This window comes from Stappia sp. 28M-7 (genome assembly GCF_014252955.1).
In the GTDB taxonomy this organism is placed as follows: Bacteria; Pseudomonadota; Alphaproteobacteria; order Rhizobiales; family Stappiaceae; genus Stappia.
Map to the genome: position 1 here is coordinate 4305447 of NZ_JACMIA010000001.1, position 20440 is coordinate 4325886.

A 20440-nucleotide genomic window follows, 5' to 3' on the forward strand; every position below is an offset into this window, starting at 1 on the left:
AATCGGATCCGGCGACAGGAGGACAAGCATGACGATGGATGAACTGACCAAGGCCGTACGCGGCAAGGTGGCCGGCGGCGGCATCTCCGACAGCGTGAAGTTCGACTGCGGCGATGCGGGCGTCATCTATGTCGAGGGCTCCAACGTCTCCAACGAGGACAAGGACGCCGACTGCACGATCTCGATCTCGCAGGAGAACCTGGCGGATCTGCTGGCCGGAGAGCTCAATCCGACCACGGCCTTCATGACCGGCAAGATCAAGGTCGCCGGCGACATGGGCGTCGCCATGAAGCTCGGCAGCATCGTCTGACGGCAAGCCCTCGAGCTTACCGTTTCGTAAGAACGAAAGACCCCGGCGATGGAACCATCGCCGGGGTCTTTGTTGTTGCGGCATTGCCCGACCTTGAGGTCAGCCCGTTCGGGTGACCAGCTCCGGCCCCATCAGCGAATAGGGCAGCCAGGTCGACAGTGCCGGCACATAGGTCACCAGGATCAGGAAGATGAACAGGATCAGCACGAAGGGTGCTGCCGCCCGCACCACCTGAACGAGGCTCATGCCGGTTATGCCTGATGTCACGAACAGGTTGAGGCCGATGGGCGGCGTGATCATGCCGATCTCCATGTTCACCACCATGATGATGCCGAGATGGATCGGGTCGACGCCGAGCGCCATGCCGATGGGGAACACCACCGGAGCGACGATCAGCAGCAGGCCCGACGGCTCCATGAACTGGCCGCCGATCAGCAGCAGGATGTTCACGGCGATCAGGAAGGTGAACCAGGTGAAGCCCGCACCGATCATCCAGTCGGTGATCGCCTGCGGAATGCGCTCGGCCGTCAGGGTGTGGGCGAAGAGCAGCGCGTTGACGATGATGAACATCAGCATCACCGTCGTCTTCGATGCGTCGACCAGCACCTTGCGTGTGTCGCTGTGAACGCAACCGGGCAGGAAATAAACCACGGTCAACCACACGTTGCGCAGGATCGCCGCCCCCAGCGTCTCGCCATCCTTGCGCATGGGAACGCCCTTGAGCGGTCCCATGTCGCGATAGATGAAGATGGCGATCAGGAACGAGTAGACCGCGGCCACCGCGGCCGCCTCCGTCGGCGTGAAGATGCCGCCGTAGATGCCGCCGAGAATGATGACGATCAGCAGCAGGCCGAAGCCCGCTTCGCCGGCCGCCGAGGCGACCTCGCCCAGACCGCCGAACGGCTGCTTGGGCATGTTCTTGATGCGTGCGTTCACGTAGATCGCCAACATCAGCATCAGGCCGGCCACAAGACCCGGAATGACGCCGGCAAGGAACATGCGGCCGACCGACACGTCCGTCGCTGCGGCATAGACCACCATGACGATGGACGGCGGGATGAGGATGCCGAGCGTGCCCGCATTGGCGATGACGCCTGCAGCGAACTCTTTCGTGTAGCCGACCTGCCGCATGCCGGCGATCGCGATGGTGCCGATCGCGACCACGGTCGCCGGCGAGGAGCCGGACAGCGCCGCAAAGAGCATGCACGAGAAGACGGCCGCGATCGCCATGCCGCCGCGCAGATGACCGACGCAGGCGATGGCGAAGCGAATGATGCGCCGGGCGACGCCGCCCGTCGACATGAAGGCAGAGGCGAGAATGAAGAAGGGGATCGCCAGAAGCGTGTAGTTCTGCGAGGCCGTGAACAGCTGCAGAGCGACCGAGGACATCGAGTCCTGAGAGAAGAAGGCGATCGTCAGGACGCTGGACAAGCCCAGCGCGATCGCGATCGGGACGCCGAGGAACAGCAGCCCGAGCACCATGATGAAGAGAACACCGGCTTCCATGGCGGGATCAGTCCTTCAGCACGTTTTTGTTTTCGGCAACGAGCTCTTCCGCTTCGTGCGCTGCGATCATCATCTCGCGCTTGCCGGTGAAGATCTGCCAGGCCGCCTGGGCGCAGCGGAATGCGAAGAGGGCCAGTCCCACGGGCAGGATCAGATAGGCGATCCAGCGCTGAACGCGCTCCTGGGTACCGAACATCTCCTGCACCAGCTCCGGATAGCGCAGGTCATCAAGGCCGATGCCGATGCGATGCATGCGCGACCAGTAGTCGATGGCGCCGCCCCGCGTGCTGATGCCGAACCATTGCAGCCAGTCGGAATGCAGCAGGATGACCGCATAGGCCACACCGCAAAGAGCGCCGAAAATCGCAAGAATGCGGAAGATCGGCGCCGGGAACAGGCGAATGACCGCATCGACGCCCAGATGCGTGCCCATCTTCACCCCGTAGCTCATGCCGAACAGGATCAGCCAGGCAAAGAGAATGCGGGTGAGTTCGAGTGCTCCGGTCCAGCCGGAGTTGAAGCCGTAGCGGGCAACCACCTGAGTGAAGGTCACGATGGTCATCGCCGCGAGCAGAAGTGCGATCACGTTCTCCTCGAAGCGCGTGACCCAGTTGTCGACGCGTTGCATCGCTTCCCCCAATGTATCTGTTATGTCGGGAACGAGGTTCGGAAGGCCACCGGTCGGCGCAAGGGGCATGGCCCCTCGTTCTGCGCGACTGCCGGGAGCGATCCGCCAGGTCAAACCGCCCGCGAACCAAGAGGCCCGCGGGCGGTTCGTATCAATGTCAGCTCGGGCTGTTCGCAGCCTGAGCAGCCTCGATCAGCTCTTCACCGATATCACCGCGGAACTTGTCCCAGACCGGCTTCATCGCATCGACCCAGGCCTTGCGCTGCTCCGGGGTCAGAACCCGGATTTCGCTGCCAGCGTCCAGGATCTTCTGGCGGTTTTCGGCTTCCTGGCCGGCAACGGCGGCATTGGCGGAAAGCGTGACCTCGTTGACGATGGTCAGGAACTGGTCACGCACATCCGGCTCCAGGCCGTTCAGCCACTCGTCGGAGGTGACGAGCAGGTAGGCCAGCAGCTGGTGGTTCGTCTCGGTGATGCCGTCCTGCACCTCGAAGAACTTCTGGGTGTAGATGTTCGACCAGGAGTTCTCCTGACCGTCCACGACACCGGTCTGCAGCGCGCCGTAGACCTCCTTGAAGGCCAGCTTCTGGGCGTTGGCGCCCATGGCGGCGATCATCGCCTCGGCAACGTCCGAGGTCTGGATGCGGAACTTCAGGCCGGCAGCATCGGTCGGCAGCAGCAGCGGCTTGTTGGCCGAGAACTGCTTCATGCCCGAGCTCCAGTAGCCAAGGCCGACGAAGCCGACGTCCGTCATGGAGTTCAGCAGCTCCTTGCCGGGCTCGCTCGCCGCGAAGCGGTCGATCGACGACAGGTCGTTGAACAGGAACGGCAGGTCGAAGAGGCGGTACTTCAGCGTGTAGGCCTCGAACTTCGACAGGGACGGCGCCGCGAGCTGCACGTCGCCGAGCAGCAGGGCTTCCATCACCTTGTCGTCATCGAAGAGCTGCGAGTTCGGGAACACCTGCATGCAGGCCTTGCCGTTCATCTCCTCGTTGACGCGCTTGGCGAGCAGGGTCGCGGCATCGCCCTTGGGATGGCCGGAGCCGGCAACCACGTGGCTGAACTTGATGACCATCTCACCGTCGTCGCAATCGGCAAGAGCCGGAGCGGCGAAGGTAAGGCATGCGGCAGCGACCGCTGCCGTTGCGAACTTTTTCATGGATGTCCTCCCAGACATGTTTTGCCGCGCTAGGGCGCACGGCCGGGTGATCCGGCAAGAGGTGCCGGTTTATTCGCCCCTTCAATATAGCAACATGCGTGCCAGATGCCCGACAGGCGGGCAGATCGCCTGATTTGCGGGCAGGAGAGGATCTCATCCTCTCGCTGGTGAGCCCAGGATGTGCAGGAACCGACACATCATTCAGACAAGATGTGTCGAGATCGACACATCCGCTGCGGGCTCAACCGGGAATTTCGCCATCCGCGGTCGTGCGGTCGAGACCGTACTTGCGGATTTTTTCGTAGAGCGCCTTGCGCGACAGACCCAGCCCCTCATACGTCGCCTTGAGGCTGCCGCCGTTCTTGGCCAGTTCTTCCGCGATCACGGCCCGCTCATAGGCGGCAACCCGTTCGGAGAGGGCCGTCGCTTCGTTCGGACTTCCGGCAAGGCCCGTACCGCCCGGCCGTTCAAGACCGAGCACGAACCGATCCGCAACATTCCGCAGTTCACGGACGTTTCCAGGCCAGTCGCGTGCGATGAGCTCGCTGACAAAGGCCGGCGAGACATCGGGAATCTCCCGCCGGTAGCGGGCCCGCGCCTCACGGGTGAGGTGATGGAAGAGCAGAGGAATATCTTCCTTGCGCGCTCGCAAGGGCGGGATCTGGATCGTGACGACATTCAGCCGGTAGAACAGGTCCTTGCGGAAGCGGCCTGCGCTGCCGGCCGCCTCCAGATCGTCCTTTGTCGCTGCCAGGAAGCGCACGTCCAAAGGGATCGTCCGGTTGGAGCCGAGCCGCTCGATGGTGCGGGTCTCGATCACCCTGAGCAGCTTCACCTGAAGATCGAGAGGCATGGACTCGATCTCGTCGAGAAACACCGTGCCGCCATGGGCATGCTCCAGCTTGCCGATGCGCTGGTTCGCCGCCCCCGTAAAGGCTCCCTTCTCGTGGCCGAAAAGCTCGGATTCGATGATCTCGGCCGGCAGGCCACCACAGTTCAGCGCGACGAAGGGGCCATCGCGCCGGTGCCCCTCCTCGTGCAGGGCGCGAGCCACCACTTCCTTGCCGGCACCGGTCTCGCCGATGATCAGGACATCCGCATCGGTGTCGGCCAGCGCCGCGACAAGCCCGCGTAGCCGCTCCATCACGGCCGAGCGACCAACCAGCCGCCCCTCCAGCCCCGTCCGGCTGGCGAGCTGTTCGCGCAGCAGGCGGTTCTCCAGAACGAGGCGCCGCTTTTCCAGCGCCCTCTCGATCACCGTGGACAGCCGGCTGACCGGGAACGGCTTTTCGATGAAATCATAGGCGCCGGCCCGCATCGCCTGAACCGCGAGGGGCACGTCGCCATGGCCGGTGATGAGAATGACCGGCAGGGCCGGATCGATCTCCAGCGCCTTGCGCATGAGATCGAGACCGTCTGTCTGCGGCATGCGGATGTCGGTGACCAGCACGCCGTAGAAATCCCGACCGAGCATCCCGAAGACGCCGGACGCGCCTTCGAACGTGTCCACGCTGTGGCCGGCCAGTTCCAGCCCTTCGGCGAGCGCCTCCCGCAGATCCGGCTCGTCATCGACGAGCAGCACTGTCGCCTTGTCCATCAGCTTCCCGTCATGTCGCCGGCATCGCACCGCCTGGCAAGCCGTGCCCTACTCTGCCGCATCGCTCAGCCCCTCGGCCAGCGGCAGCCGGACCGTGAAGACGGCCCCGCCGCCCTCTGCGTGGCGCACGGTCAGGCTGCCCGAAAAATCGTGGACGATCTTGTAGGCGATCGAAAGCCCCAGGCCCAGCCCCTTGCCCACTTCCTTGGTGGTGAAGAACGGATCGAACACCTTCGGCAGGAGATCGGAAGAAATGCCGGGCCCATTGTCATGCACCTCGATGACCGCCTGCCCCGCCTCGCTGCGGGTGATCAGCATCACCCGCCCGTCCTCGCGCTCGTCCACAGCATCCAGCGCGTTGGCGACGAGGTTGAGCACCACCTGCTCCAGCCGCACATGGCCACCGACCACGGAGAGCGGGCCATTCTGATGCGTGACGACGAGCTGTGCCCTGCCCTGCTTGACCCGGGGCGACAGCAGCATCATCGCCTCGTCGATCACCGGCTTGAGGGCGGTGGGGCGCAGGTCGGTTCCCGCGCGGCGGCTGAACCCCTTGAGCACGCGCGAAATCTCCGCCATGCGCTCGACCATCAGGACGATGCGGTCGAGTGCACTGCCCACACGCTCGCGCATGTCGCGTTCGAGGAACTGTTTGGCGTTGTCCGCATTGGACCTGATCGCCGCCAGCGGCTGATTGAACTCGTGCGACAGGGCGGCAGACATTTGGCCGAGCGTCGCCATCTTCGCCGCCTGCACAAGGTCGGCCTGCATGTTCCTGAGCTCGGCTTCGGCGGCCTCTCGCTCGCTCACCTCGCGCGCAAGCCGCGCATTCGCTTCCGAAAGATCGCGCGTGCGCAGCCGCACCTTCCGCTCCAATCGGGACGCGGCGATCTTGTCTTCGCGCAGCCGGCGCAGGACGGCAACGCGCCGGTCGGCCGCCACCCAGCCGACCACGCTGGCGAGCAGGCAGATCAGCACGGCGATCGCCGCGACCTTCTGGCTCTGCGAGCGGGCATCGCCCGTATCGGCAAACGCCGCGACCTGCCAGTCCAGCACGGGCAAGGTCCGCGCCATCCGCAGATAGGGCCCGCGACCAGCCGCGCCATTGAAGCGCACATACTCGGCCTCGGTTGCCGCGGCCGCCGCACCGTCTCCGGTTCGCGGGACTTCGGCAGCTCCAAGCACTTCGAACCGCTCGCTCGCCCTGTCCCCGCGCCACAACGGGCGATTGGTCGCAACGATTTCGCCCATCTCGTCGATTGCGATAATCGGCGCCGGGCTCAGCGCCCAGGCCTGCTCGATCTCGGCAAGGCTAACGCGCACGACCACAATGCCGACCACGAGACTGCCGGAACGGACAGCCGAGGCAAAGACGTAGCTACCCGGCTCGCGGCCATCGCCTCGCCGGTAGGTACGGCCGAGGCGACCTTGCTGGGCCTCCGCCAGCGGCAGTTGTTCCAGGGTGCTGCCGGGACGGCGCGGCGCCATGTGACTGGATGCGATCAACCCGCCGGCGGCGTCGAGGAACAGGACCTCCTGCGCTCCGGCCATGCCGGCGACCAGCGCCGCCGCCCGTTCGCCGCCCCTCGCGTCCCGGCGCAGGATGATATCCCGTACATCGGGGCGCTGCGCCAGCAAGGGAGACAGAAGGCGGAACTTGTCGAGCTGGCGCTCCAACGTTGCCGACTGCACGGAAAGAAGCGCCTGCGCCCTGGTCGCCACTTCGGTGGCAAACAGCCGCGAGGCCGTTTCCCACGTCACCCACCCGATCAGCACGGTGACCGGCAAGGCGCAGCACAACACCATGATATGCAGCGCGTTGCGGCTGGCCCGTCTGGCAAGCGTCGTCATCACCGTGTCTTCCCCAGCGTCATTCGCGCGATCCTAGCGGGCCAGGCAGCCGGGTACAAATCGCGGAAAGGCAAGATCAGGCACGTCGGTCCGCGCGAATCATCTCCGCGGCCTTTTCGGCAATCATCATGGTCGGAACGGCCGTGTTGCCGGAGGTGATCGCCGGCATGACGGAGGCGTCCGCGACACGAATGCCGCCCACGGCCCGCAACCTGAGCCTCGCATCGACGACGGATGCCTCGTCGCTCCCCATGCGGCAGGTCCCGACCGGATGAAAAATCGTCGTCCCGATGTCACCCGCCGCCCGCGCCAGGTCCTCGTCGCTGCGCACCAGGGGACCGGGCAGGTGCTCGACCGGCGAAAAGCGCACCATCCTGTCCGTTGCCATGATCCGGCGCGTCAGCCGGATGCTGTCGGCCGCGACCTTGCGGTCGCCGGCCGTCGACAGGTAGTTCGGCCGGATCTCGGGATGCGCGAACGGGTCGCGGCTCGCGACATGCACGCTGCCCCGGCTCTCGGGCCGCAGGTTGCAGACACTCAAGGTGATCGCCGGGAAGGAGTGGAGCGGCTCGCCGAACTTGTCGAGCGACAGCGGCTGCACATGATACTCGATGTTCGCGGTCTCGAATGCCGGGTCCGACTTTGCAAAGACACCCAGCTGAGAGGGCGCCATCGACATCGGCCCGGAGCGCGACAGAGCGTATTCCATCGCGATCTTCGCCTTGCCGAAAAGGTTCGAGGCCAACTGGTTCAGGGTGACCGCCCCGCTGACCTTGAAGATCGTGCGGATCTGCAAGTGGTCCTGCAGGTTGCTTCCCACCTGCCGGCTTTCGCCGACCACGTCGATGCCCTGGCGCGCAAGCACCTCCGGATCGCCGATGCCCGACAGTTCCAGGATTTGCGGAGAGCCGATGGCCCCGGCCGAGAGCACCAGCTCGCCGGCAACCCTCGCCAGTGCGGGGGCGCCGTCGACGCGCAGCTCGACCCCGCTCACCCGTCCATCGGCAACGGTCAGCCGGGTCACCTGCGCACCGGTGACGATCTTGAGGTTCTGGCGGCCCGCAACGGGTTTCAGGAACCCCTTTGCTGCCGTCCAGCGGACGCCGCCTCGCTGAGTGACCTGAAAATAGGACGAGCCGAAATTGTCGCCGCGGTTGAAGTCGTCGATCTTCGGGATCCCGACCTCCTCGCAGGCATCGCGCACCGCATCGAGAATGTCCCAGGATAAGCGCTGCTGCTCGACGCGGCATTCGCCGCCCCGGCCGTGCATGTCGTCGGAAAGCTCGTAGTGGTCCTCGGCGCGGCGGAACAGCGGCAGGACGTCGTCCCAGCCCCAGCCCTCCAGCCCCATCTGGCGCCAGCCGTCATAGTCGCGCGCCTGGCCGCGCATGTAGATCATGCCGTTGATGGCGGAGCAGCCGCCGAGCACCCGGCCGCGCGGATAGGAGAGCGAGCGGCCGTTGAGGCCGGGCTCGGGCGCGGTCTTGAAGCCCCAGTCGGTCCGGGGATTGCCCATGCAGTAGAGGTAGCCGACGGGAATGTGGATCCAGACGTAGTCGTCCTTGCCGCCCGCCTCGAGCAGCAGGACCTTCACCTGCGGATCGGCCGAAAGGCGATTGGCCAGCACACAGCCGGCCGAGCCCGCGCCGACGATCACGTAATCCCATTCCCCCAGGTCGCGCATGGTTCCTCCCTGCCCTGGCCCGCGTGGAGCGGAACGATGCCCGCTGGCGCCGGCAATGGCAAGGAGGGAAAGCCCAGCGCCCGGAACGGCCGGGCGCTGGCTTTGTCAGAGGGAGGCTTCGGCCTCCGCAACCGCGCGATCGACCTCTTCGGCAAGGCCCGGCTCCAGCCCGAGACGGGCGGCGAGCATCTGCAGATAGGCTCGTTCTGCCGGATGATCGGGATCGATGGCGAGACGCGAGGCCGCATAGACCTCCAGCGCCGCCTCGGGGCTTTTCGCCCCCTTCACCACGCGGTCGATATCCAGCGGCGCCCGCAGCTCATCCATCACGAAGGCCTTGGCCTCGCTGTCGAGATCTAACGTATCGAGCTTGTCGAAGATCTTGCGCTGCTCGTCGGCATCGATATGCCCATCCGCCTTGGCGGCCGAGATCATCGCTGTCAGCAGCACGAGAGCGAACTCTTCTTCTCCACCCGGCTGACGCGCCGGAGAGAAGGGAGAATCGGAGGGAGGAGGCAGCACCGGAGCGGACGAGGAGGCAACATCCGGAGCCGTCTGTGCAGGAGCGGAAGCGCCCCCATCGCCGCGATAATCGCGATAGGCCTTGTAGGCGAGGCCGGCAACCAGCGCCATGCCGCCGTATGTCAGTGCCTTCTTGCCGATCTTGCGGCCGCTCTTGGTGCCGAGCAGCAGGCCTGCAAGGCCGCCGGCCAGCGCGCCGCCCGCAATTCCGCCTGAGCCGGAGGAGCGCAGATAGTCCTGCCCGCGCGCCAGAAGGTCGCCCGCGCCGCCCCCACCGGATCCGCTTCGCCTGGAGCCTGCCGAGGAACCGCCCTGGCCCATGAACTCCTCAAGCAGCTTGCGTGCATCGAACATCGTTGTCTGTCTCCGGTCCCTAGACGATTGGCGGCAGCCCGGGGCGTACCCGGAGCATTCACGTCTGGAGATGGGAAGCGAAAGGCGCGACTGCAAGCATCGGACCACCTGCTCAGGCAAAAGGCAGACGGTTGTCGTCCTTCAGCGTCTCCATGGCGATGGAGGAGCGGACGTTGCGCACCGCTTCATGCGGCAGCAACTCGTCATTGATGAAGCGCGACAGCGCCGCCAGGTCCGCGACCGCTACCTTCAGCATGTAATCCATGTCGCCGGTCAGCACATGCGCCTCCTGAACCTCGGGCAAGGCCCGCACCAGATCGCGGAAACGGCGGGCGTTCTGGCGGCTATGGGCATTGAGCGCGACGCCGACGAAGGCAACGACGCTGAAACCCACGGCCGCGGCATCGACATCGGCCCGGTAACGGCGGATGACACCCTCCTCCTCCAACCTCTGTCGCCGCCGCGAAACCTGCGAGGCGGACAGCCCGATCCGCTCGCCGAGCTGCTGGTTGGTGACCGCCGCATCATCCTGAAGGCTTGCAAGCAGGCGAATGTCGAAAGGGTCAAGATCCGTCATCTTGTGCGCACTCTATCTTGATTATGCACGTTTCGTGCATTGATAGCCCATTGCGCACCCAGAATGCACGCACCTTGCATCGAACGGGGCGCATACTGTGCGAAGTTTCGCTTTCCAGAGGAGGACAGCATGGGACCGTTTCCGCACGACGCACCGCCCGCCAAGATCGACGAGAACAACCCGGCCGGCACGGACGGCTTCGAGTTCGTCGAGTTTTCCCATCCCGAGCCGGAAAAGCTCGACGCCCTGTTCCGCCGTATGGGCTATGTGCCCGTCGCCCGGCACAAGACGAAGGCGATCACCCTCTACCGCCAGGGCGACATCACCTATGTGCTGAATGCCGAGCCCGGCTCGCATGCCATGCGCTTCGTCGAGGAGCACGGTCCCTGCGCGCCCTCGATGGCCTGGCGCGTGGTCGATGCCCGTCACGCGTTCGAGCATGCGGTGAAGATGGGGGCGACGCCCTATCACGGCGACGACAAGGCACTCGACGTCCCTGCCATCGTCGGCATCGGCGGCTCGCTGCTGTATTTCGTCGAGACCTACGGCGCCAAGGGCTCGGCCTATGACGACGAGTTCGAATGGCTCGGGGAACGCGACCCGCGTCCGGCAGGGGTCGGCTTCTATTACCTCGACCACCTGACCCACAACGTCTATCGCGGCAACATGGACAAGTGGTGGGACTTCTACCGCGACCTGTTCGGCTTCAAGCAGATCCACTTCTTCGACATCGACGGCCGCATTACCGGCCTCGTCAGCCGGGCGATCACCTCGCCCTGCGGCAAGATTCGCATCCCGCTGAACGAGTCGAAGGACGACACCAGCCAGATCGCCGAATACCTGCGCAAGTACAAAGGCGAAGGCATCCAGCACATCGCGGTCGGCACGGACAACATCTACGACGCCACCGACCTGCTGTCGGACAACGGGCTGAAGTTCATGCCCGGCCCGCCGGACACCTATTACGAGATGTCACGCGAGCGTGTGCACGGCCATGACGAGCCCATCGAGCGGATGAAGAAGCATGGCATCCTGATCGACGGCGAGGGCGTGGTGAACGGCGGGACGACCAAGATCCTGCTGCAGATCTTCTCCAAGACCGTCATCGGGCCGATCTTCTTCGAGTTCATCCAGCGCAAGGGCGACGAGGGCTTCGGCGAAGGCAACTTCCGAGCACTCTTCGAATCCATCGAGGAAGACCAGATCCGCCGCGGCGTGATCAAGGCCGACGCAGCCGAATAACGCGCGGCCGGATCGAAAGAAACAAGGGGAGCGGCCCGGCCGCTCCCCTTTTTTGTAAGGCCGCCAGGGTCCTCAGCCTGCCCCGCGGCCGCGCAGGGCGTCGAGAAAAGCTCCCGCCCAGGAGGCGGCATCGTTCTGGCAGATCCGGTCGAAGATTGCCTGCCAGCGCGAACGGCGCTCGTCGAGCGGCATGTTGAGCGCGACCTGCAGGCTCGACGCGACGCCTTCCGCCGAATGCGGATTGACGATCAGTGCCTCCGGCATGCCTTCGGCCGCCCCCGCAAAGCGCGACAGCACCACCACACCGGGATCTTCCGCCCGCTGCGCTGCGACATATTCCTTCGCGACAAGGTTCATGCCGTCGCGAAGCGGCGTGACCAGCGCCACCCGGCTGGCACGATAGATCCCGGCAAGCGCCCGCCGGGTAAAGGAGCGGGTCATGTAGCGAATGGGTGTCCAGTCGAGATCGGCGAAGCGACCGTTGATGTTTCCGGTCAGTTCCTCGAGTTCCCGCCGGATTTCCGCATAGGCATCGAGTTCGGCCCGAGAGGGCGGAGCGACCTGCATCAGGCTCACCCTGCCCCGGTTCTCCGGATAGTCCTCCAGAAGCCGGCCGAAGGCCCGGAAGCGCTCCGGCAGGCCCTTCGAATAGTCGATACGGTCGACCCCGATGATCTGTTGCCGCCCCGCGAGCAGTTTCTCGGTGCGCGCCGTATTGCGGCGCGCCTCCGGCGTCGTTGCCTGCCGGGCGAACCCCGCTGCGTCGATCCCGATGGGAAAGGCACGCGCGACAACCGTGCCGCCGGCGATGTCCAGCGTCTCGCCGTCGCGTTCGACGGCCCCTAGTTCCTCCACGGCGAACCGGCGGAAATTCGCGGCATCCCTGCGAGTCTGGAAGCCGAGAACGTCGTAGGCAAGCATGCGCCGCACCAGCCGCTCCGCATTCGGCAGACCGGCGAGCACCTCCGGCGCCGGGAACGGAATGTGCAAGAAAAAGCCGATCGGATTGCCGACCTCCATCGCCCGCAACTCCGCGGCAAAGGCGAGAAAATGGTAGTCGTGCACCCAGATGATGTCGTCGGCCTGCAGCAGCGGGCGCAGCCGCGTCGCGAAGCGTTCGTTGACCCGCCGATAGCCTTCCTCGAAGCGTCTGTCGAAATCCGCAAGGTCCAGGCGATAGTGCAGGACCGGCCAGAGCGTGCGGTTGGCGTAGCCGGCATAGAACTCGTCGTAATCGGCCTGGGTCATGTCGACCGTCGCCATCGCCACCTTGCGGGTGCCGCCCCCGTGCTTGATGTTGCCGAAGGTGCCTTCCTCGGAGACTTCCCCGCTCCAGCCGAACCACAGTCCCCCCATCTCCGTCAGGGCATCGACAAGCGCCACTGCCAGACCGCCCGCCCGCCCCGTATCCTTGAGCGGTCCGACACGATTGGAGACGACGACAAGTCTGGACATGGGTTCCTCCGGTTTGCGTGTCCATTCGCGCCGGCACAAGCCGACCCGGCCTGCGGACCGGGATCCGACGGACACATGAAGTGGTCTGGCCGAGGCCGCGAAGGCCCACAAGCCAGCTCGAGCGTCAGGTCAGACGAGACTTTCCCATCCGGACGAAAGCCGCATGGCGCCGTTGATGATACCGACCATCGAATAGGTCTGGGGGAAGTTGCCCCACATCTCGCCGGTTACAGGGTCGGTGTCCTCGGACAACAGGCCCACGTGATTGCGGCAGGACAGCATCGTCTCGTAGATGTCGCGCGCCTCCTCCTTCCGGCCGATCCGCGCCAACGCGTCGATGTACCAGAAGGTGCAGATGTTGAAGGCGTTCTCCGGCGCGCCGAAGTCGTCTGCCGCGTGATAGCGGAACAGATGCCTGCCGCGGCGCAGCGTCTCGCCGATCCGCTCCACCGTCGCGATGAAGCGCGGATCCTGCGGCGACATGAACCCGACCTCGGCGATCAGCAGGAGGCTGGCGTCGAGATCGCGTCCCTCGAAGCTCTCGACGAAGGCATTGGTCTCGGCATTCCATCCCCGCGACAGGATCACCGAACGGATCGTGTCCGCGCGGTCCTGCCACAAGAGAGCCCGCTCCCGCCGGCCGAACTGATGCGCGATCTTGGCGAGCCGGTCGCAGGCCGCCCAGCACATCAGCGACGACGAGGTGTGAACGCGGGCACGGGTGCGCAACTCCCACAAGCCCGCATCGGGCTGGTCGTGCATGGCGAAGGCGCGCTCGCCGATCACCTCCAGCCGCTCGAAATCATCGACGCCGGGTTGTCGCAGAAGCCGCTTGTCGAAGAAGGCTTGCGAGGCGCCGAGCACGATGTTGCCGTAGACGTCGTGCTGGAAATGCTCGTACGCCTGATTGCCGACCCGGACCGGCCCCATGTCGCGATAGCCCGGCAGGTCCACCGTCGTCTCGATCAAGCGGTCTTCCAGTGCGATCCCGTAGAGCGGCTGCACGTGCCCGCTGCCGGTCATCGACGCGATATTGTTGATGTAGCGGAGGTAGTTCTCCATCGTCTCCATCTCGGAGAGCGAGTTGAGAGCCCGCACTACGAAGAAGGCATCGCGCAGCCAGCAATAGCGATAGTCCCAGTTGCGCCCGCTGTTGGCCGCTTCCGGGATCGAGGTCGTCACCGCAGCGATGATCGCGCCCGTTTCCTCGTAGGTGCACAGCTTCAGCGTGATCGCGGCCCGGATGACCGCTTCCTGGTAATCGAGAGGCAGGCCGAGGCGCCGGGTCCAGAGCCGCCAGTGCAGCACCGTCTCTTCCTCGAACTCGCGGCACAGCGTCTCGGGATGATGGGTCAGGCTTTCGTCGGGACCGAAATAGAACGACACCGGCCCGTCGAGCAGGAACGGCGTCTCGTCGCGCACATAGGTGATCGAGGCATTGGTCGTCAGGCGGACGGTCTGCCCGTTGCCGACGAAACGCATGTGGTTGGAGCCGTAGGTCACTTCCGGCGCGCGCGCGCCGTAGTCGAACCGCGGACGGCAGCGCACCCGGATCCTGGGGTGGCCCGAAAGCGGCCGGACCCGGCGCACAAAAGCGGTCGGCCGGAACATCCTCCCCTTGGTCTGGAAGCGCGGAGCGAAGTCGGTGATCTCGATGGCATTGCCGGCATCGTCGAAGATGCGCGTCACCACGACGGCGGTGTTCTCCTGATACGCCTGCTCGCTGCGGCAGGCATTCTCCAGCTCGATGGCGAACAATCCATCGCGCTCGTCGCTGCAGGTGCCCAGCAGCCCGTGAAAGACCGGATCGCCGTCGAAGCGCGGCAGGCACAGCCAGACCACCCGCGCCATCCTGTCGACCAGCGCCGCAATCGAGCAGTTGCCGATCAGGGCGAGGTCGAGGGAAGCCTTGCGGTCGAGCGTCATGGATGTCGTGTCCTTGCCTGTGCCTTTGCCGGCAGGCCGAGCGCCAGCCAGTCGCGAACGCCTTTCACGTCGCTGACACGAAAACGGGCAAGGCTCTCGGCGGTTCCCACCTTGACCCCGAAACCGCCGACGGCCTCGGCCGCGCGGATGCCGTCCTCGTCCGTCACATCGTCGCCGACAAACACCGGAGTGCGCCCGCGAAACGGAGAAAGATCCATGAAGGTCCCAACCGCCCATCCCTTGTCGCGATAAGCCGGCTTTGCCTCCACCACCATCTTGCCGCGAACGAGATGCAGGTCGGGCAGTTCGGCAATCGCCGCCTGCATCACCTCCACCACCGCATCCTCGCAATCGGGTGCAATCCGGAAGTGGACGGCGATCGCCGGCCCCTTGTCCTCGATGGAGACGCCGCGCCCCAGGAGACCGCTGCCGGAAAGTGCCGCCTTCAGCGCCTCGATCTCGGGACCGACCGGCGCGCGCTCGACCTCTTCATCGGGATGCAGCCGCGTCTCCAGCCCGTGCAGGCCGGCGCAGGGAAGCCGCAGAGGTGCGAGATAATGGTCGATCTCGTGGATGGGACGGCCGCTCACGATCGCCAAAGCACCTCCGAGATGCTCGACGAGCCCTTCCAGGCAGGCAATGGTCGCCCGGCTGGCCTCGACCGCATCGGGTGTCCTTGCGATCTCGACCAGCGTTCCGTCGAAATCGAGAAACAGGGCGATGTCGTCTGTCACGGGCGGTGGCGCGTTCATGCCAAGAGCCTAAGGGAACTCACCCCCGATGAGAAGTCCCGACCCGGAAAAAGCCTTTCTTCCTGTCGTCTTGCCGCACCGCATCACGCAGCGGATACATCCATGAAGGCGCCCGGACCCGGGATTGCACCCTCCGGACACTTGCCGAGGATGATCATCCCGAGCACTTCGTCCTTGGTGACATCCTGGGTACGGGCGGTGCCGACGAGCTTGCCGTTCTTCATCACCGCCACCCGATCCGCCAGATCGAACACGTCATGGATGTCGTGGCTGATCAGGAAGATGCCGAGCCCCTGCTTCTTCAGCTCCTTGATGAGCTCGGAGACCATCTGGGTCTCCTGGACACCGAGCGCGGCGGTCGGCTCGTCCATGATCAGGATACGGGCGTTGAAATAGACCGCACGGGCAATGGCGACGGACTGCCTCTGGCCGCCCGACAACGCTTTCACCGGCGCCTTGAACTTGCGGAAATTCGGATTGAGGCGGCTGAGGATCTTGCGGGTCTCCGCCTCCATCGCGTCGTCGTCGACGAAGCCGAGCGACGAGACGATCTCGCGGCCGAGGAACAGGTTCGAGGCAGCGTCCAGATTGTCGGCAAGCGCCAGTGTCTGGTAGATCGTCTCGATATTGTAGTTGCGGGCATCGCGCGGGCTGTTGATTGTCGCGCGCTTGCCATCGATCAGGATTTCGCCGCTGTCCGCGCGATAGGCGCCGGACAGGATCTTGATCAGGGTCGATTTGCCGGCGCCGTTATGGCCCAGCAGCCCGACCACTTCCCCCGGATGCAGGTCGACGCTGACATGGTCGACCGCATGCACGCCGCCGAAGGAAATGCAGATGTCCTGCATCTGTACGAGAGGAGTTGCCATGGCTCAGTCTCCCGTGCGCTTGCGGTAGAGGATGTCGACGAGTACCGCGACGACCAGCACCACGCCGACGACGATGTTCTGCAGCGGCGCATCGACACCGACCATGGCCATGCCCGATTGCAGCGACTGCATGATCAGCGCGCCGAGAATGGCCCCGTAGATCGTCCCGATGCCGCCGGACAGCGCCGTTCCGCCGATGACGGCCGCCGCAATGACGCGCAGTTCGTCCAGCGTACCGATATCATTGGTCGAAAACCCGAGGCGGGCGGCGGCAACGGCTGCCGACAGCGCGCACAGCCCGCCCATGATCGCGAAGATCTTGACGGTCAGCAGACGCGTGTTGATGCCCGACAGCTCGGCCGCATCCGGATTGCCGCCAGCCGCGAAAATGTAGCGCCCGAGCCGCGTGCGCCGCGCGACCACCGTCATGCACACGGCGACGACGATCAGCAGCAGCACCGAGTAGGGCAGCCCGTAAGCCGCCGTGTACCCTTCCGGCACTTCCAGGCCGCGTGCCGCGAAGTCGCGCCGCAGGACGCGGGCCGGCACTTCGTAGGCGTTGAGGACGGCGATGAAGCCGACAATGGCGCAGGCGATCACGGCGCCCAGCGTCACCTCGGCCCAGACCGGCTTGACGGGAAAGCCGTGGCGTTCCTTGCGTCGGCGCGAGGAAAACTGGAGCGCAAGAGCGGCAAGAACGGCCAGCCCGGCAAAGACCCAGGACCACGTCTCGCCCAGCGTGCCGCCAATGCCGCCGATCATCGTGAACCGCTCGTCCAGCGGGCCGATCGTCTGGCCGTCGGTGATGAACCAGGCCGCGTTGCGCCAGACCAGAAGGCCGCCAAGCGTGACGATGAAGGCGGGAATACCGAGATAGCCGATCAGCACGCCCTGGAAGGCACCGATCAGCGTGCCGACGACGACGCCGGCCAGGATCGCCAGGATCCATATCGCGGGATGCCCGAGTTCCAGGCCGAAGACGACCGGCAGGACCTGCGTCTGCACCATCGCCATGACTGCGGCAACGGTGGCAAGCAGGGAGCCGACGGACAGGTCGATGTGGCGTGTCACGATGACGAACACCATGCCCGTCGCCATGATCGCGACCGACACGGTCTGGATCGTCAGGTTGAAGATGTTGCGCGGCGTCAGGAAATTGCCGCCGGTAAAGACATTGAAGACGAGGCACAGGACGACGAACGCGCCGATCATGCCGAGCAGGCGCGTATCGATCTGCAGCGCTGAGAAGAACGATCTGCTCGCCGGTGCCTTCGGTCCGGTGACTGCGGTCTCAGACATGGAAAAGCTCCCGCTTGGAGGGCGGCGCGCGTCTCGCGCCCCCTCGCGGCCGGATGTCACCCATCAGCGGCCACCCTGCCCCGACAGAAGGCCGGGACAGGGCCATCGCTTGAAGGACTGGCTCAGTTGCAGGGAGCCGGGCCGCCGCTGACGCCCTGGCACAGGGCATCCTTGGTGATCCAGCCTGCATCGACCACGACCGACAGGTTGTCACGGGTGACGGGAATCGGCGCCAGGAAGCGTGCCGTCAGCTCGGTGCCGGCGGGCGAGGTCCACTTGCCGGCCCCCTCGACGCCGTCCATCGTTCCGCCCTTGGCAAGCGCAACGGCGATTTCGCCGGCCACCTTGCCCAGCTCTCGCGCGTCCTTCCATACGGAGACGGTCTGCGTGCCCTTGGCCACACGGTTGAGAGCGGCGTGGTCGCCGTCCTGACCGGAAACCGGAATGCCTTCCATGCCCTGTGCGGTCAGCGCGGCCACGACACCGCCGGCGGTGCCGTCGTTCGAGGCAACCACCGCATCGACCTTGTTGTTGTTGGCGGTCAGGATCTGCTCCATGTTCCGCTGTGCGTTCGCGGGCAGCCAGCCGTCCGTGTAGGCCTCGCCGACGATCTTGATCTTGCCGCCATCGATTGCCGCCTGCAGCACCTCCTGCTGACCACCGCGCAGGAAGTCGGCATTGGGATCGGTGGGCGAGCCCTTGATCATCACATAGTTGCCTTCCGGCGCCAGTTTGAGGACCTCGCGGGCCTGCATGCGGCCGACCTCGACATTGTCGAAGGTCAGGTAGAAGGCGCGATTGTCTTCGATCAAGCGGTCATAGCCGACGACCGGAATGCCCTCGTTCGCGGCCGCCTGGATGGCCGGCCCGATTGCCTGGGAATCCTGTGCCAGAATGATCAGCGCATCGACGCCCTGGGCAATCAGCGCCTCGACATCCGAAAGCTGCTTGGCGGATGAAGACTGGGCATCGGCGGACACATAGGTGGCACCGGCGGCCTCGAGCGCGCCCTTGATGGCGGCCTCGTCCGTCTTCCAGCGCTCTTCCTGGAAATTCGACCAGCTGACGCCGACAGTGATGTCCTGCGCCTGCGCATGGATCGGCAGCGCGATGGAAACGAGAAGCGCTCCGGCCAGAAGCGGGTAGAATCTGCGCATGATGTCTTTCCTCCGATTTATCCCCGCTCCTCCCATGCGGAACGAAGGATCGTGTATCAGGCAAGCTGTCCCCGGCCTGTGCCTCCCCGGCCAAAGGATGCGTGCTTTGGTTCGTCGGCGTAATTTTATTTTTTTCGACGTCCGAAAAAAAGTTGCTCCAAACGAAAGCCCCTGTCAACATGGTTTCTCGACGAGGATCCGGGATCATGACAAAAACGCCCGGCGCGCGTAAACCCTGGCCACGGCCATGCCTTGCGCACGACACGGCTCCCGTCGGGGTGGAAACGAACGTTTTGGTATGGGCATGACGCAGAAGGCTGACCGCGACCAGATACGGCGCCAGAACCGCTCGGTTGTCTTGCAGGCGCTGCGCAGGAAGGGCCCTCAGGCGCGCATCGATCTCGGCCGCGTCACCCAGCTCAGCCCGGCCACCGTCACCTCGATCACCTCCGATCTGATCGCCGAAGGACTTGTCGCCGGCGTCGATGACGACGCCCAGCGGGAACGCGAGAAAGGGGCAAGAGGCCGCCCCCGCAGCCTGTTGACGCTCGACGGAACCGCCGCCCGCGTCCTTGCGGTGAAGCTCTCGGTCAACACGATCGAGATGGCGCTGGCGGACTATGCCGGCCGGCTGGTCGGGCGCGACGCCGCCGCTTTCGACAGCGCCTCCGTCACCGCCGACGGGTTCGGCCAGATCCTGATCGACAGCCTGCGCAGCTTCACCGACGGACTGGGAGGCCCGCCCCCGGCAATCATCGCCCTTGCCTCGCAAGGCGTCGTCGACGACAGTGCCGGTACGGTCGCCTGGTCTCCGGCCTTCGCCGTCCGGCATGTCGAGGCGGTCGGGCCCGTCACCCGTGCCTTCGGCGTGCCCTGCCTGCTCTCGAACGACACCAACATGATCGCCGAGGCGCTGCACCGGACGGATCCCCTGCGCTACGGCGGCACCTTCGCGGTGATCTTCATCGACTACGGCGTCGGCATGGGCCTCTTCGTCAACAATCGCCTGTTCGTCGGCGAAACGGGCGCGGCGGCGGAAATCGGTCATGCCAATCACATTCCCGGCGGCTCCCTGTGCCGCTGCGGGCGTCGCGGCTGCCTGGAGGCCTATCTCGGCGACTATGCCCTGCTGCGACACGCAAAAGGGCTCGACCTGCAGACGCCCCCCTCGCACCTGCCGGTCGGGCGCGAGACGATCCGCGAGCTGATCTCTGCGGCCAGGGCAGGCGAAGCAGGAGCGCTCGATGCCTTTCACGCCGGCGGCACCGCGCTCGGCTATGCCTTCGCCAGGGTGATCGCAACACTCGACCCGCGGCGCATCGTCGTCACGGGAGCAGCGGCCGACGCCTATCCGCTCATGGAAACGGCGGCGCGGGCAGCTCTGGAAGAAGCGCTGGTGGCCGATCTGCGCGGCAGCGTCGAAATCGAGGCGATCCCCTGGGAGGAGGATCTGATCCTGCGCGGCACCGTCGCGCGGGCGCTGCATGCCCTCGACACGGAGGTTTTCTCCGACACCGGGTATGGCAGCCAGAAGGAGGCACAGGGAGGATAG

At 65.3% G+C, this 20440-nt stretch carries 17 protein-coding genes; 3 read left to right on the plus strand and 14 right to left on the minus strand.

What is annotated here, in order from left to right; genetic code table 11:
* The first annotated feature begins 28 nt into the window (after positions 1–28).
* Positions 29–310, plus strand: a complete 282-nt coding sequence (locus H7H34_RS19325) for an SCP2 sterol-binding domain-containing protein (RefSeq protein ID WP_185926146.1) — start codon at positions 29–31, stop codon at positions 308–310.
* Positions 311–409: 99 nt separating this feature from the next.
* Here the strand turns inward: H7H34_RS19325 and H7H34_RS19330 are convergent, their stop codons facing one another.
* The 8 genes from H7H34_RS19330 to H7H34_RS19365 form a co-directional block, all read right to left on the minus strand.
* A complete protein-coding gene (locus H7H34_RS19330; RefSeq protein ID WP_120269703.1) occupies positions 410–1816 on the minus strand; it encodes a TRAP transporter large permease in 1407 nt (468 codons plus the stop codon).
* Positions 1817–1823: 7 nt separating this feature from the next.
* Complete coding sequence (locus tag H7H34_RS19335) at positions 1824–2444, minus strand: TRAP transporter small permease (protein WP_120269704.1); 621 nt, start codon at positions 2442–2444, stop codon at positions 1824–1826.
* Between the two features lie 157 nt (positions 2445–2601).
* Positions 2602–3603 (minus strand): DctP family TRAP transporter solute-binding subunit, encoded by a 1002-nt coding sequence (locus H7H34_RS19340; protein ID WP_120269705.1) that lies wholly within the window; start codon positions 3601–3603, stop codon positions 2602–2604.
* 241 nt (positions 3604–3844) lie between these two features.
* A complete protein-coding gene (locus H7H34_RS19345; protein WP_185926147.1) occupies positions 3845–5200 on the minus strand; it encodes a sigma-54-dependent transcriptional regulator in 1356 nt (451 codons plus the stop codon).
* A 48-nt stretch (positions 5201–5248) separates the two neighbouring features.
* Complete coding sequence (locus H7H34_RS19350) at positions 5249–7051, minus strand: sensor histidine kinase (RefSeq protein WP_185926148.1); 1803 nt, start codon at positions 7049–7051, stop codon at positions 5249–5251.
* A gap of 76 nt (positions 7052–7127) precedes the next feature.
* Entirely contained in the window at positions 7128–8735 is a 1608-nt protein-coding gene (locus H7H34_RS19355) for a GMC family oxidoreductase (protein WP_185926149.1), read from the minus strand.
* 105 nt (positions 8736–8840) lie between these two features.
* A complete protein-coding gene (locus tag H7H34_RS19360) occupies positions 8841–9611 on the minus strand; it encodes a tellurite resistance TerB family protein (RefSeq protein WP_185926150.1) in 771 nt (256 codons plus the stop codon).
* A gap of 112 nt (positions 9612–9723) precedes the next feature.
* Positions 9724–10188, minus strand: coding sequence for an Lrp/AsnC family transcriptional regulator (locus H7H34_RS19365; protein WP_120269710.1), 465 nt, complete (start codon positions 10186–10188; stop codon positions 9724–9726).
* A 129-nt stretch (positions 10189–10317) separates the two neighbouring features.
* Between H7H34_RS19365 and hppD the strand changes: the two genes are divergently transcribed.
* Positions 10318–11430, plus strand: a complete 1113-nt coding sequence (hppD, locus tag H7H34_RS19370) for a 4-hydroxyphenylpyruvate dioxygenase (RefSeq protein ID WP_120269711.1) — start codon at positions 10318–10320, stop codon at positions 11428–11430.
* Positions 11431–11502: 72 nt separating this feature from the next.
* Here the strand turns inward: hppD and H7H34_RS19375 are convergent, their stop codons facing one another.
* From H7H34_RS19375 to xylF, 6 genes are all read right to left on the minus strand, one after another.
* Positions 11503–12885: an alpha,alpha-trehalose-phosphate synthase (UDP-forming) gene (locus H7H34_RS19375; RefSeq protein ID WP_185926151.1), complete on the minus strand. Its 1383-nt coding sequence runs from the start codon at positions 12883–12885 to the stop codon at positions 11503–11505.
* Between the two features lie 129 nt (positions 12886–13014).
* Positions 13015–14811 (minus strand): glycoside hydrolase family 15 protein, encoded by a 1797-nt coding sequence (locus H7H34_RS19380; RefSeq protein WP_185926152.1) that lies wholly within the window; start codon positions 14809–14811, stop codon positions 13015–13017.
* Complete coding sequence (gene otsB, locus H7H34_RS19385) at positions 14808–15563, minus strand: trehalose-phosphatase (protein WP_199681299.1); 756 nt, start codon at positions 15561–15563, stop codon at positions 14808–14810. The genes H7H34_RS19380 and otsB overlap by 4 nt, the downstream gene beginning before the upstream one ends.
* Positions 15564–15646: 83 nt before the next feature.
* Entirely contained in the window at positions 15647–16432 is a 786-nt protein-coding gene (locus H7H34_RS19390; RefSeq protein ID WP_209006262.1) for an ATP-binding cassette domain-containing protein, read from the minus strand.
* 3 nt (positions 16433–16435) lie between these two features.
* Positions 16436–17731, minus strand: a complete 1296-nt coding sequence (locus H7H34_RS19395; RefSeq protein ID WP_120269716.1) for a sugar ABC transporter permease — start codon at positions 17729–17731, stop codon at positions 16436–16438.
* 122 nt (positions 17732–17853) lie between these two features.
* Positions 17854–18888, minus strand: a complete 1035-nt coding sequence (gene xylF / locus H7H34_RS19400) for a D-xylose ABC transporter substrate-binding protein (RefSeq protein WP_185926153.1) — start codon at positions 18886–18888, stop codon at positions 17854–17856.
* Positions 18889–19192: 304 nt separating this feature from the next.
* Between xylF and H7H34_RS19405 the strand changes: the two genes are divergently transcribed.
* Positions 19193–20440: an ROK family transcriptional regulator gene (locus tag H7H34_RS19405; protein ID WP_185926154.1), complete on the plus strand. Its 1248-nt coding sequence runs from the start codon at positions 19193–19195 to the stop codon at positions 20438–20440.

Coding starts and splice junctions, on each gene's coding strand:
- xylF (WP_185926153.1), bottom strand. CDS start 18,888: ATGCGCAGATTCTACCCGCTTCTGGCCGGAGCGCTTCTCGTTTCCATC.
- H7H34_RS19405 (WP_185926154.1), top strand. CDS start 19,193: ATGACGCAGAAGGCTGACCGCGACCAGATACGGCGCCAGAACCGCTCG.
- H7H34_RS19360 (WP_185926150.1), bottom strand. CDS start 9,611: ATGTTCGATGCACGCAAGCTGCTTGAGGAGTTCATGGGCCAGGGCGGT.
- H7H34_RS19330 (WP_120269703.1), bottom strand. CDS start 1,816: ATGGAAGCCGGTGTTCTCTTCATCATGGTGCTCGGGCTGCTGTTCCTC.
- H7H34_RS19355 (WP_185926149.1), bottom strand. CDS start 8,735: ATGCGCGACCTGGGGGAATGGGATTACGTGATCGTCGGCGCGGGCTCG.
- H7H34_RS19350 (WP_185926148.1), bottom strand. CDS start 7,051: ATGACGACGCTTGCCAGACGGGCCAGCCGCAACGCGCTGCATATCATG.
- H7H34_RS19340 (WP_120269705.1), bottom strand. CDS start 3,603: ATGAAAAAGTTCGCAACGGCAGCGGTCGCTGCCGCATGCCTTACCTTC.
- H7H34_RS19375 (WP_185926151.1), bottom strand. CDS start 12,885: ATGTCCAGACTTGTCGTCGTCTCCAATCGTGTCGGACCGCTCAAGGAT.
- H7H34_RS19335 (WP_120269704.1), bottom strand. CDS start 2,444: ATGCAACGCGTCGACAACTGGGTCACGCGCTTCGAGGAGAACGTGATC.
- H7H34_RS19395 (WP_120269716.1), bottom strand. CDS start 17,731: ATGTCTGAGACCGCAGTCACCGGACCGAAGGCACCGGCGAGCAGATCG.
- H7H34_RS19345 (WP_185926147.1), bottom strand. CDS start 5,200: ATGGACAAGGCGACAGTGCTGCTCGTCGATGACGAGCCGGATCTGCGG.
- hppD (WP_120269711.1), top strand. CDS start 10,318: ATGGGACCGTTTCCGCACGACGCACCGCCCGCCAAGATCGACGAGAAC.
- H7H34_RS19380 (WP_185926152.1), bottom strand. CDS start 14,811: ATGACGCTCGACCGCAAGGCTTCCCTCGACCTCGCCCTGATCGGCAAC.
- otsB (WP_199681299.1), bottom strand. CDS start 15,563: ATGAACGCGCCACCGCCCGTGACAGACGACATCGCCCTGTTTCTCGAT.
- H7H34_RS19390 (WP_209006262.1), bottom strand. CDS start 16,432: ATGGCAACTCCTCTCGTACAGATGCAGGACATCTGCATTTCCTTCGGC.
- H7H34_RS19325 (WP_185926146.1), top strand. CDS start 29: ATGACGATGGATGAACTGACCAAGGCCGTACGCGGCAAGGTGGCCGGC.
- H7H34_RS19365 (WP_120269710.1), bottom strand. CDS start 10,188: ATGACGGATCTTGACCCTTTCGACATTCGCCTGCTTGCAAGCCTTCAG.